The organism is Exiguobacterium sp. s129 (assembly GCF_018617585.1).
GTDB lineage: Bacteria > Bacillota > Bacilli > Exiguobacteriales > Exiguobacteriaceae > Exiguobacterium > Exiguobacterium aestuarii_A.
The window spans coordinates 74,611-89,909 of the sequence record NZ_JACSKL010000001.1 but is presented as its reverse complement, the minus strand read 5'-3'; the positions used below and the strand labels follow the sequence as shown (position 1 = coordinate 89,909).

13 protein-coding genes are annotated in these 15,299 nt (G+C 44.6%); 7 read left to right on the top strand and 6 right to left on the bottom strand.

The features are described from left to right. Nucleotides 1–58 precede the first annotated feature (58 nt). Nucleotides 59–1,243: a transglutaminase domain-containing protein gene (locus KNO92_RS00435; protein ID WP_214759661.1), complete on the top strand. Its 1,185-nt coding sequence runs from the start codon at nt 59–61 to the stop codon at nt 1,241–1,243. 150 nt (nt 1,244–1,393) lie between these two features. On the opposite strand, the gene KNO92_RS00430 is transcribed toward KNO92_RS00435, so the two are convergent. From KNO92_RS00430 to KNO92_RS00405, 6 genes are all read right to left on the bottom strand, one after another. Then, nucleotides 1,394–3,439: a cellulose biosynthesis cyclic di-GMP-binding regulatory protein BcsB gene (locus KNO92_RS00430; RefSeq protein ID WP_214759659.1), complete on the bottom strand. Its 2,046-nt coding sequence runs from the start codon at nt 3,437–3,439 to the stop codon at nt 1,394–1,396. A gap of 13 nt (nt 3,440–3,452) precedes the next feature. Beyond that, nucleotides 3,453–4,700 (bottom strand): glycosyltransferase family 2 protein, encoded by a 1,248-nt coding sequence (locus tag KNO92_RS00425; protein WP_214759656.1) that lies wholly within the window; start codon nt 4,698–4,700, stop codon nt 3,453–3,455. A 2-nt stretch (nt 4,701–4,702) separates the two neighbouring features. After that, nucleotides 4,703–6,394, bottom strand: a complete 1,692-nt coding sequence (locus KNO92_RS00420) for a DUF2334 domain-containing protein (RefSeq protein WP_214694242.1) — start codon at nt 6,392–6,394, stop codon at nt 4,703–4,705. Beyond that, nucleotides 6,384–7,241, bottom strand: coding sequence for a GGDEF domain-containing protein (locus KNO92_RS00415; protein WP_214694240.1), 858 nt, complete (start codon nt 7,239–7,241; stop codon nt 6,384–6,386). The genes KNO92_RS00420 and KNO92_RS00415 overlap by 11 nt, the downstream gene beginning before the upstream one ends. Beyond that, nucleotides 7,222–8,292 carry a glycosyl hydrolase lipoprotein gene (locus tag KNO92_RS00410; RefSeq protein WP_214759655.1) on the bottom strand — a complete coding sequence of 357 codons (1,071 nt, stop codon included), beginning with the start codon at nt 8,290–8,292 and terminating at the stop codon, nt 7,222–7,224. The genes KNO92_RS00415 and KNO92_RS00410 overlap by 20 nt, the downstream gene beginning before the upstream one ends. A gap of 354 nt (nt 8,293–8,646) precedes the next feature. Then, entirely contained in the window at nt 8,647–9,294 is a 648-nt protein-coding gene (locus KNO92_RS00405; RefSeq protein WP_214694237.1) for an acetyltransferase, read from the bottom strand. A 228-nt stretch (nt 9,295–9,522) separates the two neighbouring features. Here KNO92_RS00405 and KNO92_RS00400 point away from each other — a divergent pair, with 228 nt between their 5' ends. From KNO92_RS00400 to KNO92_RS00375, 6 genes are all read left to right on the top strand, one after another. Continuing rightward, complete coding sequence (locus tag KNO92_RS00400) at nt 9,523–10,368, top strand: aldolase/citrate lyase family protein (protein ID WP_214759654.1); 846 nt, start codon at nt 9,523–9,525, stop codon at nt 10,366–10,368. Beyond that, the gene (locus tag KNO92_RS00395) at nt 10,365–11,276 is read left to right on the top strand and encodes an NAD(P)-dependent oxidoreductase (protein ID WP_214694233.1); all 912 of its coding nucleotides are present in this window, start codon (nt 10,365–10,367) and stop codon (nt 11,274–11,276) included. Before KNO92_RS00400 ends, KNO92_RS00395 begins: the two co-directional genes overlap by 4 nt. Before the next feature lie 220 nt (nt 11,277–11,496). Continuing rightward, the gene (locus KNO92_RS00390; protein WP_214759652.1) at nt 11,497–12,549 is read left to right on the top strand and encodes a glycosyltransferase family 2 protein; all 1,053 of its coding nucleotides are present in this window, start codon (nt 11,497–11,499) and stop codon (nt 12,547–12,549) included. Between the two features lie 13 nt (nt 12,550–12,562). After that, on the top strand, nt 12,563–13,720 hold the full coding sequence (locus tag KNO92_RS00385; RefSeq protein ID WP_214759650.1) for a glycosyltransferase family 4 protein: 1,158 nt from the start codon (nt 12,563–12,565) through the stop codon (nt 13,718–13,720). Between the two features lie 123 nt (nt 13,721–13,843). After that, nucleotides 13,844–14,626, top strand: a complete 783-nt coding sequence (locus KNO92_RS00380; protein ID WP_214759648.1) for a YveK family protein — start codon at nt 13,844–13,846, stop codon at nt 14,624–14,626. Further along, nucleotides 14,589–15,290, top strand: coding sequence for a CpsD/CapB family tyrosine-protein kinase (locus KNO92_RS00375; RefSeq protein WP_214694226.1), 702 nt, complete (start codon nt 14,589–14,591; stop codon nt 15,288–15,290). The genes KNO92_RS00380 and KNO92_RS00375 overlap by 38 nt, the downstream gene beginning before the upstream one ends. The last annotated feature ends 9 nt before the right edge of the window (nt 15,291–15,299 follow it).

Here is a 15,299-nt window from a genome sequence, read left to right as displayed (position 1 = left end):
AGATACTATTATGGGCTATAATGACAATTGAAGTGACTACTAGTGTGAAGGTGGATCTATGAGTCCAGTGATGATTGGAACGGCTTTGTTATTGATTTGTTTACCTTTGGGTTGTCTGTTAGGCATGCGCGCCTTTCAGATGTTTCGGATTCATACGCGATTACGTGCAGGCTTGTTCTCGGTCCGTCATGCGTTACGTGCTGCGAAACATCACCCTGGTCGTCAGTTTGACATACTCGATCCCATTTATCGTGGTGTCATCTTTCAGCTCAACGGAAGGAATTTGATGAAGCGCCCTCAACTCGAGCAAGCCGTCCATGACGAGCTGAATCGTATGTTGAAATATGGATGGTTGTCTTCCTTGGCTCTTGTCGGAAGATGGGCACTTGCGATGATCTTTTTCGGAATTGCCAGCGTGAGTGGGAATATCGTCGCGCAAGAAACGAAGTCGTTTGACGTGGCGAACTGGTTTGGTCCACAACACGTCGAAAGTGAGACGACCGTGCTCGGGAAGTCGTTCAAACTCCCATACGAGATTGATTCAGCCGAAACACTTGGGACAGCCATCGCCTATCATATGACCCGCTTCGATGAGACGTTCTCGATTCCATATACTGGGGATACGGGAGACATGCAACAGACGATGGACGCGGCGTGGGAATGGATTGAGCGACATCACATCTATGTGTATCGCCTCTCACGTGGAGGGGAAACAAAATGGATCGAGCAGAATGGCGTCTTCAACTTAAAGATGAAACTGAACTACGACATGACGGCTTCCGAGGCCGCACAAGTACAAGAACGCGTCAACGAAGTGATTCGCGACATGCCGCGTGATTTGGACGAGGTCGGCAAGGTCAAATACGTGAACGACTATGTCGTCTCGCACACTGCCTATAATCTAGATAGTCTGGCCAGTCCATATACGCCGTATTCGATCTTGTTCAACGGGGAAGGGGTGTGTGAAGGCTATGCACTGACGACGCTTTTATTGTTAGAGGCGGCAGGCATCGAAGCACGTTATATTTCTGGGGAGGTCGCAAGCGGTCTCCATGCGTGGAACCTCGTTCGAGTGAACAACGAATGGTACCATCTCGATACGACGTGGAACGACCCGGTCCCGAACCAGCCTGGGAATGGCCGGACGGATTATTTCCTTATCTCGGACGCAACGCTTCGCGCGGACCATACATGGGAATTCGGTCGTTACCCCGTGACAGCCACGCAAAATATTCAATTGTGAGAGCGAAAGGTGATTCCTTTCGCTTTTTTCATACGAAAAGGACCGATCGTTCAATCGGTCCTTTGACTATTCAGGAGTTGACCACATCAGGCGATTGGTCCCTCTTGTAGGATAATTCATGATTTTGTGAAAAGGGTGTTTTCTACATCTTTAAGTGATTTTTTTATTGCGTCGCATATAGAGTAGGATGATGATAATCAATCCGATTAACACGATGAATCCGACGAAGTACCATTTCGAATCGACAGAAATCGATGATTGTTCATCGGATGTCGCATTTGCATTTGAGTTCTCACTAGCCACACTCGAGCTATTCGTAAAAATAGATCCATTCTGGTTTTTTACCGCCACACTAAACGTCTCGCTCGGAAAAGAAAGTGTTTGAATCAAGTTCGGGTCGATTGCATCTTTGGTGGAAACAACAATCATCGCCTTGTCCTCGTTCCATGGAGAGGGCTGAATCCAAGCAAATTCGGAAGACGTCTCTGGGATGAAACCATACTGTGCCAAATCAATTTGCTCGTCCTTCGTGACAATCCAATTTTCTTTTTGTTCATTGAACAAAGGGCTTTCCTCTGGATTTCCAATAAAGAAAATCGAACGATTGCTCACCATTTCTTCAGTCACTTCGCTAGAACGAACGAATTCGACTTGTTCTGTCAAAGGTGTGATCGGTAAGCCACTCATGACGTCTGCCATGTTTTGCAATGATTTCTCGTTCGCTTCATCCGGAACAACGAACAAGATGCCAGAATCCATCGTGAAGAGGCTGGCCATATTTAAAAAGACCTCATTATTTGCCTGTCCACTGTTCACGGGTAACTTGACTTGACTGTCACTCGAAACGAAAATCCAACGATCTAAATCACTTGCGTTACATGGTGCCTCTGAGCGCAATCCGTTTGCCTCAAATGATACATCTAAGAACGTTGCTTTTTTAAGTGTCGAAGCATCAACACGGATGACATGATGTCGCCATTCGTCATCGGTCTCCATGTCTGTTAAAGGAATTGAATGAGGAATACCGTTTACCCATGCAATCAATTCAGGCGAGAGGGCACCTTCTCGTTCCGCTACTAAATTTTCTGAGGCTTTGAAACGCACATCTAGCTCAACTACGGATTGCTTATCGATAACAGGGAGTGGATAAAAGTAGTTCGGACTAACGGCTTGACTCCCGCTTAACATCAAATCTGAGGCACCAAGTGTACGTAAATTAATCGTATCTCCGCTCTTTTGAATGGACGGTGCGCTCGTTAATATCAATTGTTCCCCGTTCAGTTGCTGCCGTTGTTGGACGAGCAATAGATGGTCTAACGTTCCTTCGAAAGCATCAGCATTTTCAGCGAGTACAAACATTGCATCAGCGGATTTTCCATCACTCACAAGACGGGCTTGTTCAAACAAAACTTCTTCATTTTTAGGGAGTGTCTTTAATTCTTGAATAAAATCTTTGACGGGACCATTGAAGGAGTCCGTTTGACCTACGAAAACGTAACGACCATCTAATGACTTTACCTGTTCTTCATATTGAAGGGTCACATAATCTGGATCGGTCGCATCGCCCTTTAATTGTCTGTAAAGAAGAAGACCTGCTTCTAATGAGTCTATTTTAGGTGAACTCGGAAGAACAACGGTTAACTTTTGATTTGTCGTCTGAGTGAACGGATTGGGATAGTCATTTAAGGATAGTTCAGCCTTGTTTCCGACTGAAACAAAACTAGATGGCCGAACGGTTAACCAACTTCCCGATGTATTCCCGGTATCACACATCCGCCCCTCTATAATTCCTGTGAATCGAACTGTCACTTCATGTGTGCCTTTTGTTAAATGCTGATTTTGTAGAGGTACTTTCACATTTCCTTGCGAAGTTTTCTTCGTCAACGCTACTGATTTCAATGGTTCACCATCAACATCGATTGTAAGGGCTGAGGGCGGGATCAATAATTCAGAATGCACCCAGTCAAGTGATAAGTATTTCGCTGAACCAGCTGTCTCGTCACCCACCATCGTGTATGTATATGTCCGTGAAGAGGTCTCCCCGGGCAACACGTCATCATTTGTTGTCAGCAGACGCCCACCGATATCACTTGTTGATTCGATTGGTAGAGGTGAAGGGATACTGCTGGCGGCTTGAGCAGAAGTTGTCGATAAAATCAAAAACGTACTTAGTAAATACGGCATGTAAGGTTTCATAGTGTGCTCCTCTTTAGTCGAATCGGTCTGTTTTGTACCATTTGACTTCTTGATTGAATACTATACGTTTTGTTTCAAGATAGAGTGAATAAATGACAAGTAAAATCCAAAGTTGGCTATACGTGAAGTACATCAAAATCACGGTGAAAAAGTTTTGAACGTTGAATTCAGAACGCTCGATACTGAGTGTGACAAATACTTCGGTCACAAATAGCAAAAAGGCGAGAATCCATAAGATGAGTGTAATGTTTCCGACTTCAAGTCCGATATCGATAAACAAATTAATGATGAATAAACTGTTCGAGAGAATGACTCCAAAGAAGAACAGGAAGTAAGTGAAGAAGAAGTAAATAATGTCGAACACGATTTTTTTTCGCTTCAATGAAAAAAGCTGACTCATGAATTTTAGAACTACATACTGATTTCCACGAGCCCATCGTGTTCGTTGTTTCCACCAAACGTTAAGTGTCTGAGGCTCCTGTTCCCAAGTAATCGCAGCAGGGAAGAAACGAATGTGCCATCCGAGCTCATAAACACGAATGGTTAGTTCTGTATCTTCCGCAAGTGCAGCTTCATCCCATCCCCCCAGTTCTTCGATGATCGAGCGACGGATCGCAAAGTTTGTTCCAGGGATTGTTGCGATATTGAACCATTTCCATCTACCGGCTTGAGCCATCCATTGAAAACAAATCGTTTCAATGTTGATTAAACGAGTGAGAAGTGTCTCATACGCATTTGTCACTCGGAATTTCCCTACGACCGCACCGGCTTTCGGGTCATTCAATAACCCCATGACTAAATGATAGACACTATCTTTTTCAGGTGTGTTATCAGCATCATAGACAACAATCACATCTCCGGTAGACTGAGTTAATCCATAGTTAAGGGCAGATGATTTCCCTTTCCCTGCATACGCGGGTGTGGTTTGTACGACATGGATGAAGTTGTACTTGTCTGCGAACTGTTGAGCGATTTCGCCCGTTCGATCTGACGAGTTGTCATTAATTAATATGACTTCAAGTTTGTCATGCGGGTAGGCGATTCGTGACATCGCTCGTAAAGTCGCGGCTACCACAACAGCTTCGTTATGAGCCGGAATCAAAACAGAGACTTTTGGTAAGTCTTGCATATGCTTTGACCATTCAGGGATAGGATTTCGAAATGTTATGAAGTGCCAAAACCCACCTTGCATTAAAAACATATGGTATAAAAGCATCACCCAAATCATGACGAGTGAAAATAAGAAGAGTATGTTTGCCATGATTACCCACGCTCCTTAAAGAGTCGTTTTTTACGTTGCGTGCGCAAGTAAAGTGTATATATTAAAAAAGTAAGGACTGCTACTAGCGTAATAAGGGCGAGTGCCAAAAGTGAACGTTCAAGAAATGATGTCGGGAGATACAGCTTTAGTTGATTGATTAATGGAGAACGGTCATCCCGCAATACGAGGGTGCCATCCACACTTGTGACCAATACGTCTGCTGTGCTCACCTGCTCATCTTGCTCACGCAAATTGAACCATCGGAAACCAGGAGTCGATTCCATCATGTCCACGAGAGCAGGTAAGTGCTCTATTCCGATGTAAGGATGGTAAAATCCACCAATCATCGAGTCCCGGACAATCATCATCTCATCACGTGCTCGACGCATTTCCTCGACGGGTCTAGGCAGGTCGGTACGCACATATCCGATTGTTTCCGGATACAGTGTCATCCCATGTAACAGAGTAGGCTTTGAGATGTAAGGCGTGGTCCCCATGACTTCCCAGTCGGTGTTGCTCCACTGTACTTGTCCGAAAATATTCGAAAATTGCTCTGATGCTAATTTATAGCCAGAGTGCGACATTGTGTAGTGAGGTGCTTCAAAACCTAAGGGATGCAGGTCAAGCGAGACGAGCTCATGAATGGAGCGTGTCAATTTCGAACGAATGTAGTTCGTTTCGCCTTCAAGGACCGTTTCCATGTACTGTTGATAGTCATAGTCGTTACTGAACGCTTCTTGTTGCTTTAGTATCGGGGGCGTCTCATTTGAAGGAACGAGAACAGGTTGATTGTTTTCGACATCCCAAAATTCGAAACCCTCTCCCGTTTCAGAAGAGCGATATTGATGGGTGTATCCATGTGAAATCACCGTAGCTCCGCGTTCTTCGAGCCGATTGATCACTTTGAGCAGTTCCGGACGGTCAGTATAGTGAACATTTTGTCCGCTATCGGGATCGACATACACTGCGATCACGGCTAAGAGGATTGGGATATCACGGTCTAACAAGTAATCGCCGACCTTTTCAAGAAGAACCGGATCTGTACTTGGATTAATATCCTCTAATCGAAGGTAGCCCAGATGTTCATTTTTTGCTTCGACCTTAAAAAAGTCATATAAACTGTCTGCCACGAGTAGGGAAGACCGGTTCAAGAGGTTATAGGCTCCCGAGTAAAAATGAGTATCGGTTTGAATAATCAACGGCCGTTTCGTATTTTTCTCAATCAAACTCGCGTGCACGATTGAATCATCATGATTTACCGAAAAAACAGTATCGGCTAACTCAAAGTTCAAATTTGTATCCGTTCGCGTTTGATGAAACTTTGAGACACCTTGAATACGTGTAGTGTCAAGTTTCTCGAAGACATTGAGTTGATTTACATTGTATCCAATGCCATAGAGGGGAATGTTTGACTGATTGATTTGTTCACGAGTCGATTCAGGGATTGAAGAGGGATTCACACCGTAGTAGAAAAGATGACTCGTCTTACTAAGTGAATCCGTCATTACTTCTGTATCGCGAATGATATCAATATTTTCAGAGAATCGAGAAACGAGTGCATCTAATTTGTATACTTCTGGCGGTGTATCATTCGATTGAGAACTATAAATAATTGTAACGTGAGATCCTTGTGCGTGGACCAGTTGTGGCATACAAAGGAACGCAAATAAAAAGAAGAACACTTTATAGCGCATAGCTCTTCAACTCGTTTCGCATGAGACCTAAAACGTCCTTTGTTGATTCAACGCCAGATTGGTTTGTGACGGTATAATGGGCAATATGATTCGTGAATGAAATCGTTTTTCCGTTCGAGAGGTGATAGTCCCCAATCATTTTTCTGAAGCGGTTCAAAATGATTTCCATATTTTCTTCTGAAGCATACGGTAAAATGAGAGCGAACTCCTCAGTGGATAATCGAAATTTTTTATCTGTCGTTCGTGTGGATTGATGTAACCGTTCACTAAAAAACGTTAAGAACCGCGTCGATTCTTCTGCACCATACAATCCTTTAAAATCCGATAAATGATCAATTTTGTACAAAAGAACGGTGAACGATTCACCATGACGATTTGTCCGGTCGATTTCTAATTGAAGCTCTAATTCGAAACGATCGGCATTGTCGAGTCCGGTCTCATCATCAATTGCGACGAGGCGTCTGACTTTTTCGAGTAATGCGATATTGGATTGACTCAATTGGTTGATTCGCTCGTAGATGCTCCCGCTCAAAATCACAAGACCGATAAGCCAAAGTCCATAGTAGAAGAGAGTGGCTTCTGAAAAAAGGAAGGTTTGGTCACCAGGACGAAAGAAGATATTCCAAAAATAAAGACTTCCGAATAAAAATAAGATGAATAAGGTAGTGAATAAACCAGCTCGCATTCCTGCAAACAAACTAATACATACGGCTAGGGCGATGAGCACCATTCCCTCGTTTTGTACTTTTCCTAAATCGGGCACATACATAAACAATACGGCGACGGCAAGGAGCAAAAGACCGATTTGTACACTAATCAGACTCGTTTTACGGAATGAGGTATCCATTCTCAAGTCCCCCTTCTGCTAGTAATGGTAATAAGTTATCAAATGAGTGTGTCTCTTTTGTTGAGATGTCAAGATACCCTCCGAAATATTCAGATGAAGAATCTGAGACCATCGATGACTGTAGACGTGCCATCACTTCTTCCGCGAACTCACGCTCGTCGCGTTCGAGTAAATAAAAAACAGCTAACGCATAGACGGCTTGAGATTCATAATCAACAATTCGTTCTTTTGTCACTCGGTCGTACCGACCAAACACCGGACCTTGATTAAAGGCATCTTTAAAAAACATATAGAAAGAGTTTGTCGATAATCCGAATTGTTCATAACGAAGAGCGACATAGAGTTGGTCAATCATATTGATTTCATCATCGAATTGATACGTTTTCTCGGGAATAGAATAGGACTTTGCAAAGAATGGCTCGCTCAAAGGCGCATTTTCAAGTAGTTTCTTACTGTTTTCGTATAAATCATTTGATGATGACATAAGACGGAGTGCGGATTCATCTAAATAACTAAGGGTCAACACATCACCTGTTTCATTTGTAGACCGATTGATATAATCGACGGGAAGCCCGTCTTTTACTGCATATGTCGTCAGTGGCTCGGCGATGCGTTTGGCTAAGTCGGCGTATGACCTCTCGTCAAATACATCTGCTGCCTGATATAAAGCATGAACGATTCGAGCATCATCAATCCATGCATTGGCCGGACTTTGGGTGATCGTGTCATCGCTTTGTTCGAGTCGCCAACTGACTAGATTAGAGTCATCCAAAAAATAGTGTTTGAGCACATCGACTTGCTGGGCAAATTCGTCTTCACGTTTTTGTTGAACTAAAAATAGGAAGTAAAGACCGAGGGACTCAGACAAAAATTCATGGTCCCGATTGGTGATATCTGTTTGAATCAAACTCTTGTCCGTCATTAAATGTTTTCGAATAAACGATTCAGTTGGGAATTGACTGTTATACTTTTTGGACGGTTTTGGTTCATCTGTGAAACAACCAGATAATAAAAAAAGACATGAAAGTGAGGCAAAAACGAGATATCGCATGAAAATCTCCTTATCAACTTGTCGTAAGTCATGGAATCAGGTAGACAAACAGTAATTCATTACTTGAAAGGTCTGTCCTATTCTAAAATCCATACATTATTAGAATTTATTTTTCATGATTGAATGTCAACACATAAGTCATTTGATTATTTGTACGGGCAGTGGTTAAAAAATCATTACTATATATATATCGGTATTTAATTTTAATAAATTAAGAGGAAATTAGAATTTAGGACGCTAAAAATCTTTTATCAACTTTTTTAGTGTTTAGGAATTGAAGCATAGAAATACCTCGTAAAATTCGGATTGGAAATCCAGATTTTACGAGGTATTTTTAACGTCCTTTTGCAGTTTTTATAAATATTTCTCATAAGGGGTTCTATTTTTCTGAATTGATGCTGGCGTTCCATATGCGATTATACCAGAAGGCAAATCTTTGACGACGGTCGCACCAGCACCGACAACGGTATCGGATTCAATGAGAATATTATGAATGACCGTCGCCCCCATTCCGACGAAGGATCGTTCATTAAGTCGAACATTCCCTCCGAGGTGAGCACCTGGCGCAACAGAAGAGAAAGGTGCGAGATGGCAGTTATGATCGACAGAAGACATCGTATTGACGACGTTGTGTGCCTCAAGAACCGTATTTGAATTGATGACACTCCCTGCCATCACAGCTACTCCTGGACCAATGGTTACATTTTTGCCGATGATGGCACTTGGATGAACGGCAGAGATGAATTCAAAATCTGAAGCCTTATCTAAAATTTTTTGTGCAACAATTGAGCGTTGAACATTGTCTCCGATTCCGATAATGCCCTTTCGGATCATGATGTTTGAGCCAATGACTCCTAGAACTGGATATCCGTAAATCATTTTCCCAATCAAGTTTGGACTATCATCATAGATTCCTGCGATTCGATAGATTCCGATTAGTTCTAACAAATCGATTAATACTTGTGCGTGCCCGCCTGCACCAAAAATCACAATCCATTCCATATGAAAGCCCCTCCTTTTTTGTATAAACATGCTGCAATGTTCATCGGTAAAGACAATATTGCCGATTCTCTTGATTTCAAACAAAACGGAAAAGAAGTTGTGAGTTTATTTTCGGTACCATTTTAAAAACAGTGATGCGTTGCAAAAAAGTTTCATGAATTTCTGTTTGATTGTTTTAGGCAATGGCTAATTCGAAAGGGTAACAATTTCTGGGAGGAGGTTATGATGATGTCACTGACGTTCATGTATATTACCAATCAGCCGAAAATCGCGCAGTTGGCTGAACAAAACGGAGTGGATTGGATTTTTGTTGATTTAGAATTGAACGGTAAAGTCGAGCGCCAGGGGCACTTGGACACGGTGATTTCTAGGCATACGATGCATGACGTCAGTCGCGTCCGATCTGTACTGAAGCATGCCAAATTACTCGTCCGACTTAATCCGATTCACTCGGGCTCGGCGTATGAGGTGAAGGAGGCCATTTCGCGTGGGGCGGACATTTTGATGCTTCCTTATTATAAGACGGTTGAGGAAGTGGAACGCTTCATCGAATTGGTGGAAGGACGCGTAAAGGTTTGCCTCCTTTGTGAGACAAGAGAAGCGGTCGAGTGCATGCCCGACGTCCTTCGACTAACTGGAATTGACTATATTCATATCGGGCTAAACGACCTTCATTTGAGTTATCAGCAGAACTTTTTGTTTGAACCGCTCACGAATGGACTCGTTGAAGCGATTGTCACTCAAATTCGTGAAGCAGGAATTCCTTATGGGTTTGGTGGCATTGCCCGTATCGGGGAAGGGCACATTCCGGCGGAAAAAATCATTGCAGAGCATAAGCGTCTTGGTTCGTCGTTGGTCATCCTGTCCCGTAGTTTTTGTCACCTCGGATCTGTTGAAAAAATAACGGCTAATCAGGCTCAACTATTCCAAGAAGGGGTATGGAGAATTAGAGCATATGAACAACAGCTCGAATCGATGCCATCGGAATGGTTTGAGCTGAATCGTCTGATTTTGACGCGAGACGTGCAAGCCATCACTTCGGATAGACAGCAAAAGAAGGGGATTTTTTCATGAACATTTGGGTGACGGGGATGCGTTTATCTCCAGAACAACAAAAACAGTTGGAAGAACGGGGACATGAGGTCACAGTTCTTCAGAAAGAGTCAGAAATTCAAGGACGAGATGTATCTGAAGTAGAAGTGCTCGTCTGTCAGAACGTGTTTGCCTACCGAGCACTTGAAGATTTTCCTCGATTGAAGGTCGTTCAAGCCGTAAGCGCCGGGCTCGACCGCTTGCCGGTCGCAACATTAGAGAAACGGGACATTCACGTCTATAACGCCGGTGATACATATGCCGTGCCAATGGCGGAATGGGTCGTCTGGCAATTGCTCGACTTTATAAAACATGGTGCTGCGTTTCGGGAAAAACAACAAAATCGTCAGTGGGAAAAAGAACGGCGTCTGCGCGAGTTGAGTGGGAAGACCGCTGTCCTTCTCGGCGTGGGGAACGTCAGCAAGGCGATTGCGAAACGATTACATGCTTTCGAGATGCGCGTCATCGGTGTCGGTCGTCGACCGAAAGACGTTCCATTTGTCGATCGATATGTGTTGATGGATGAACTCCATGAGGTCTTACAAGAAAGTGACGTCATCATTCTCGCGTTGCCACTCACGGATGAAACGTATCATCTGATTGATGAGGCGGCCATTGCGGCAATGAAAGAGGATGCGATCCTCATGAACGTCGCCAGAGGGGCGATCATCGACGAGAGTGCACTCGTCGAAGCGCTCAGAGAAGGTAAGTTTTTCGGTGTCGCACTCGATGTGTTTGAGACAGAGCCGATTCAACCTGACCATCCACTCTATGAATTTGAATGGGTGAGTCTCACGCCGCATAACTCCTATGTGTCGGACCGTGGGAATGAGCGGCTGTTCCGTAACGTGATGATGAATCTAGATCAAGAGGAACAAGAAATCACATAAGGACCGTCTCTTTGCGGTCATAGCGATTGACGAATCAGGTACGCTGGTTCGTCTTTTTGTGTTCTACAAGTGGGGGAGTCAGCAGTTTGATAATTCACTAAAAAATTATTCATCACTCTTTCTAGTTCGGATTTATCCCAAAATTTGAATGGGAAGAACGAGATATAGTCACTCATCGCGGATTGCTTGATGAGAAAACAACGAAGGAGTGTGAATGCATATGCGTCATACGAACCCGCTCGTTAGCATCATCGTGCCCGTCTACAACACGAGCGCTTATTTACGTCAGTGTTTGACGAGTCTGGTAAACCAGACCTATCCAAACCTTGAAATCATCGTCATCAACGATGGTAGCACCGATCAAAGTCTCGACATCATGTTGGAATATGATGACGACTCTCGTGTGAAACTGATTGATCAGACGAACCGCGGGTGCTCGTTTTGTCGCGACCGGGGGATGCGGATGGCGACAGGTGAATATTTGATGTTCATCGATAGCGACGATTGGTTGGACATGGATGCGATTCGTCTGTTGGTGGAACATGCCGAGCACGAGCAGGCCGATGCCGTCATGGGGACATACGTCCGTGAGTATGAGGGTCGCTCGTTACCGAAACGAATCTTCGATGCGGATTTTCTGTCCTATGATGCGAAGGATACGAGACGGTTCGTGCATCGACGTTTGTTCGGACTCGTCGGGGAGGAGCTTGCCTTCCCAGAAACGGTCGATGCGCTCAACTCGAACTGCATTACGCTCTATCATCGAGACCTGATTCGACATTTGTCATTTTCGAGTCCGTACGGGACGTTCGTCGATCTTTACTTCCAAATTCAAGCGCTCGAAAATTGTCAGCGTTTCATCTACATCGATTACCCCGTCTACCACTATCGGAAAACAAACGCACAGTCAGAAACTAGCGTATATCACCGAAATTTTATCGAGTCACGACTGGAGTTCTTTCAAATGTTAAAAGATTATATCGAGGAGCATGAACTCGGAGAGGATTACCATCGCGCTTTATACAATCGAATCGCTCTGAGCATGATCGGGATTGGTTTGAACGAACTCGTTTCGAATAAACCGTTCTATGCCCAGGCAGAGACGTTGAAGCAAGTATTGCGTCAAAAGGAATACAAAGACGCCTATGCCCAAATCGACATGCGTTATTTTGATTTGAAATGGCGTTCCTTCTTTCAACTATGTAAATACGAGCAAACGGTACCTCTCGTTCTGATGCTCCGCGGTGTCGACTACTTACGTAAACGTGTATAGGGAGGATCACCCGATGAAACAAGTCCTAATGGTCGCGTCCGTCATATCGATGATTGAGAGCTTTAACCGAGATAACATCCGAACCCTGCAAGACATGGGATATGAGGTACATGTCGCCACGAACTATAAATGGGGCAGCATGTATAGTGATGAAAAACTTGAACGTGTCAAACAGAGTTTAGAATCAGAAGGTGTGACCCTGTTTCAGATTGATTTTCATCGAGATATTAAAAAGATGAACAATCATATCCGTGCCTATCAACAGCTGAAGCGAGTCATGACCCTTCATACGTATACGTTCATCCACTGTCATTCCCCGATTGGCGGGGTGGTCGGACGGTTAGTCGCCAGACAGACGAACACACCCTGTATGTATACGGCACATGGCTTTCATTTTTTCAAAGGAAGTCCGTCCCTGAATTGGATGTTGTACTATCCGGTGGAGCGAACGCTTGCCAGATTGACGGATACGATTGTGACAATCAACGAAGAAGACTATTCAAGAGCTCAGACGTTCAAGACGTCCCATACGTATCGCATCCCAGGAATCGGGGTCGACACGAAGCGAATCGAGCAGGTAAAAATCAATCGTCCGCAGAAGCGACGTTCTTTTGGCGTCGAGGCCGAAGCGGACTTTGTCCTTCTATCGGTAGGCGAACTGAATGAGAATAAAAACCATGAGACCATTATTCGAGCTATTTCCTCCTTACATGACCCGACCATTCGATACTGGATTGCAGGAACTGGAGATGGAAGAGAGCGCCTCGAACAGGTCATTCAGGAATTAGGACTGGAGGATCGGGTAAGGCTCCTCGGTTTTCGGGATGATGTATTCGAAATCATGAAAGCGGCGGATTGCTTCGTCTTTCCATCGAAGCGGGAAGGACTCGGGATGGCGGCACTTGAGGCAATGGCGGCGGGGTTACCCATCATCACATCGAATATCCATGGAATCAACGATTATTCAGTTGACGGGGTGACCGGGTTTAAATGTGCGCCGAACGACGTAGAAGGATTTGCGCGTGCGATTCAAACGATGCGTTTTGATTTCGACTTATCACGTCAGATGGGCTTACGGAACACGGAATCGGCTAAGGCCTATGATATCGAACGCTCCCATGCGGAAATGAAAAACATCTACGATACGTTCACCGGAAGACGACCTTCCTGATAGTTTATAAAAAGATGGTCAACATTTCTTTTGGATTGTCAGAGGGGCAAGGGTAAGTAGTAACCACACAACGATTCAATCTACTAGAAACTGCAGCTACGTACTTTGAAGGAGGGTTCACACGTGAATAGTCAGACCATGCTTCTGGCGGATTTACTCGCCGTTTTTAAAAAGAGTAAACTCCTGATTTTCTTGACCGTTTTGATTGGGGGCGGAACAGCCTACTATTTAAGTCAGTATGTCGTCGAACCAACTTACGAGGCATCGACACAAGTACTCATTGTTCCGAAACAAGAGGTAGGGTCAAACATTGTCGACAGCACCCAAATTTCCTCTTCTCTGTCGCTGATCAACACATATCGAGTCATCATGCGGAGTCCTGCCATTTTGAATGAAGTGAAAACACAAGTACCGAATGCACCAACAGATATCAGTGAGATTCTCCTCGTCGAGAGTGAGGAAGAGTCACAAGTCATCAACATTGTTGTCTCACACAGTGACCCGGTTGTCGCAACGGACATTGCAAATGTCATTACTGAAGTGTTTGCGAATGAGATTCCGGACTTGATGAACATCGACAACGTACGTGTCTTGTCTGTTGCCGAAGTTCCGGCATTCCCGGTGTCACCCAATATGTTGATTTATACGGCAATCGGAGTGGTTCTCGGCTTTGTCGTCGGAAGTGTGCTCGCACTCGTTCGCTACACGTTCGATAAGCGAGTTCGGGATGAGAAAGAGGCCGAACAACTCCTCTCACTCCCGGTCATCGGTAACATTCCTGTCATCGAAAAGCGAGACATGGCCGCGAAGCGGTCTAAACAAGAACCTGTGACAGAAGTAAATCCTTCCGTGAAAGGGGATGAAAAGCATGTTTCATCTGCCAAAGACACAAGACAAAGCTCGTGAGACGAGACGAAGTTTAATCACGCTTGTCAATCCGCAGTCTCCCATTGCGGAACAGTATCGAACGATTCGGACCAATCTACAATTTACGTCACTCGGGGCGGACTTACGGTCGGTTGTCGTGACGTCTGCCTCGCCTGGCGAAGGGAAGTCGACGACGGCTTCGAACCTTGCCATCGTCTATGCACAACTAGGGAAGCGTGTCTTGCTCATGGATTGTGACATGCGAAAGCCGACTGCCCATTTCACGTTTCAACTACCTGGCCAATTAGGACTCTCGACGATTCTGGCGAAACGGACGACCCTAGAGCGTTCGATCCAATCGACGCAAGTGCCGAAGCTGCACCTTCTTCCTGCGGGACCGATTCCACCGAACCCTTCGGAGTTGTTGGCTTCCCCGATGATGAAGACGCTATTAGAAGAACTTAAACACATGTATGACATGGTCATTATCGACGCTCCTCCTCTCATGCAGGTGGCGGATAGCCGAATTCTTGCAAGTGAGGCCGACGGAACGATTCTCGTCATCAGCTGTGAAACGTCAAACCGTGACTATGTCCTCAAGGCAAAAGAACAGCTGGAGTTATCAGGAGCCAATCTCCTCGGTCTCGTCATGAACAAACGTGAAAGAGGAAAAGATCGGTATTATCACTATAAGTATGATTGAATCGCTTGA

What these genes read in the sequence shown, in the direction of transcription:
- KNO92_RS00430 (WP_214759659.1), bottom strand. Translation starts at nt 3,439, where the DNA reads ATGAAACCTTACATGCCGTATTTACTAAGTACGTTTTTGATTTTATCG.
- KNO92_RS00405 (WP_214694237.1), bottom strand. Translation starts at nt 9,294, where the DNA reads ATGGAATGGATTGTGATTTTTGGTGCAGGCGGGCACGCACAAGTATTA.
- KNO92_RS00395 (WP_214694233.1), top strand. Translation starts at nt 10,365, where the DNA reads ATGAACATTTGGGTGACGGGGATGCGTTTATCTCCAGAACAACAAAAA.
- KNO92_RS00420 (WP_214694242.1), bottom strand. Translation starts at nt 6,394, where the DNA reads ATGCGCTATAAAGTGTTCTTCTTTTTATTTGCGTTCCTTTGTATGCCA.
- KNO92_RS00385 (WP_214759650.1), top strand. Translation starts at nt 12,563, where the DNA reads ATGAAACAAGTCCTAATGGTCGCGTCCGTCATATCGATGATTGAGAGC.
- KNO92_RS00435 (WP_214759661.1), top strand. Translation starts at nt 59, where the DNA reads ATGAGTCCAGTGATGATTGGAACGGCTTTGTTATTGATTTGTTTACCT.
- KNO92_RS00390 (WP_214759652.1), top strand. Translation starts at nt 11,497, where the DNA reads ATGCGTCATACGAACCCGCTCGTTAGCATCATCGTGCCCGTCTACAAC.
- KNO92_RS00375 (WP_214694226.1), top strand. Translation starts at nt 14,589, where the DNA reads ATGTTTCATCTGCCAAAGACACAAGACAAAGCTCGTGAGACGAGACGA.
- KNO92_RS00410 (WP_214759655.1), bottom strand. Translation starts at nt 8,292, where the DNA reads ATGCGATATCTCGTTTTTGCCTCACTTTCATGTCTTTTTTTATTATCT.
- KNO92_RS00400 (WP_214759654.1), top strand. Translation starts at nt 9,523, where the DNA reads ATGTCACTGACGTTCATGTATATTACCAATCAGCCGAAAATCGCGCAG.
- KNO92_RS00415 (WP_214694240.1), bottom strand. Translation starts at nt 7,241, where the DNA reads ATGGATACCTCATTCCGTAAAACGAGTCTGATTAGTGTACAAATCGGT.
- KNO92_RS00425 (WP_214759656.1), bottom strand. Translation starts at nt 4,700, where the DNA reads ATGGCAAACATACTCTTCTTATTTTCACTCGTCATGATTTGGGTGATG.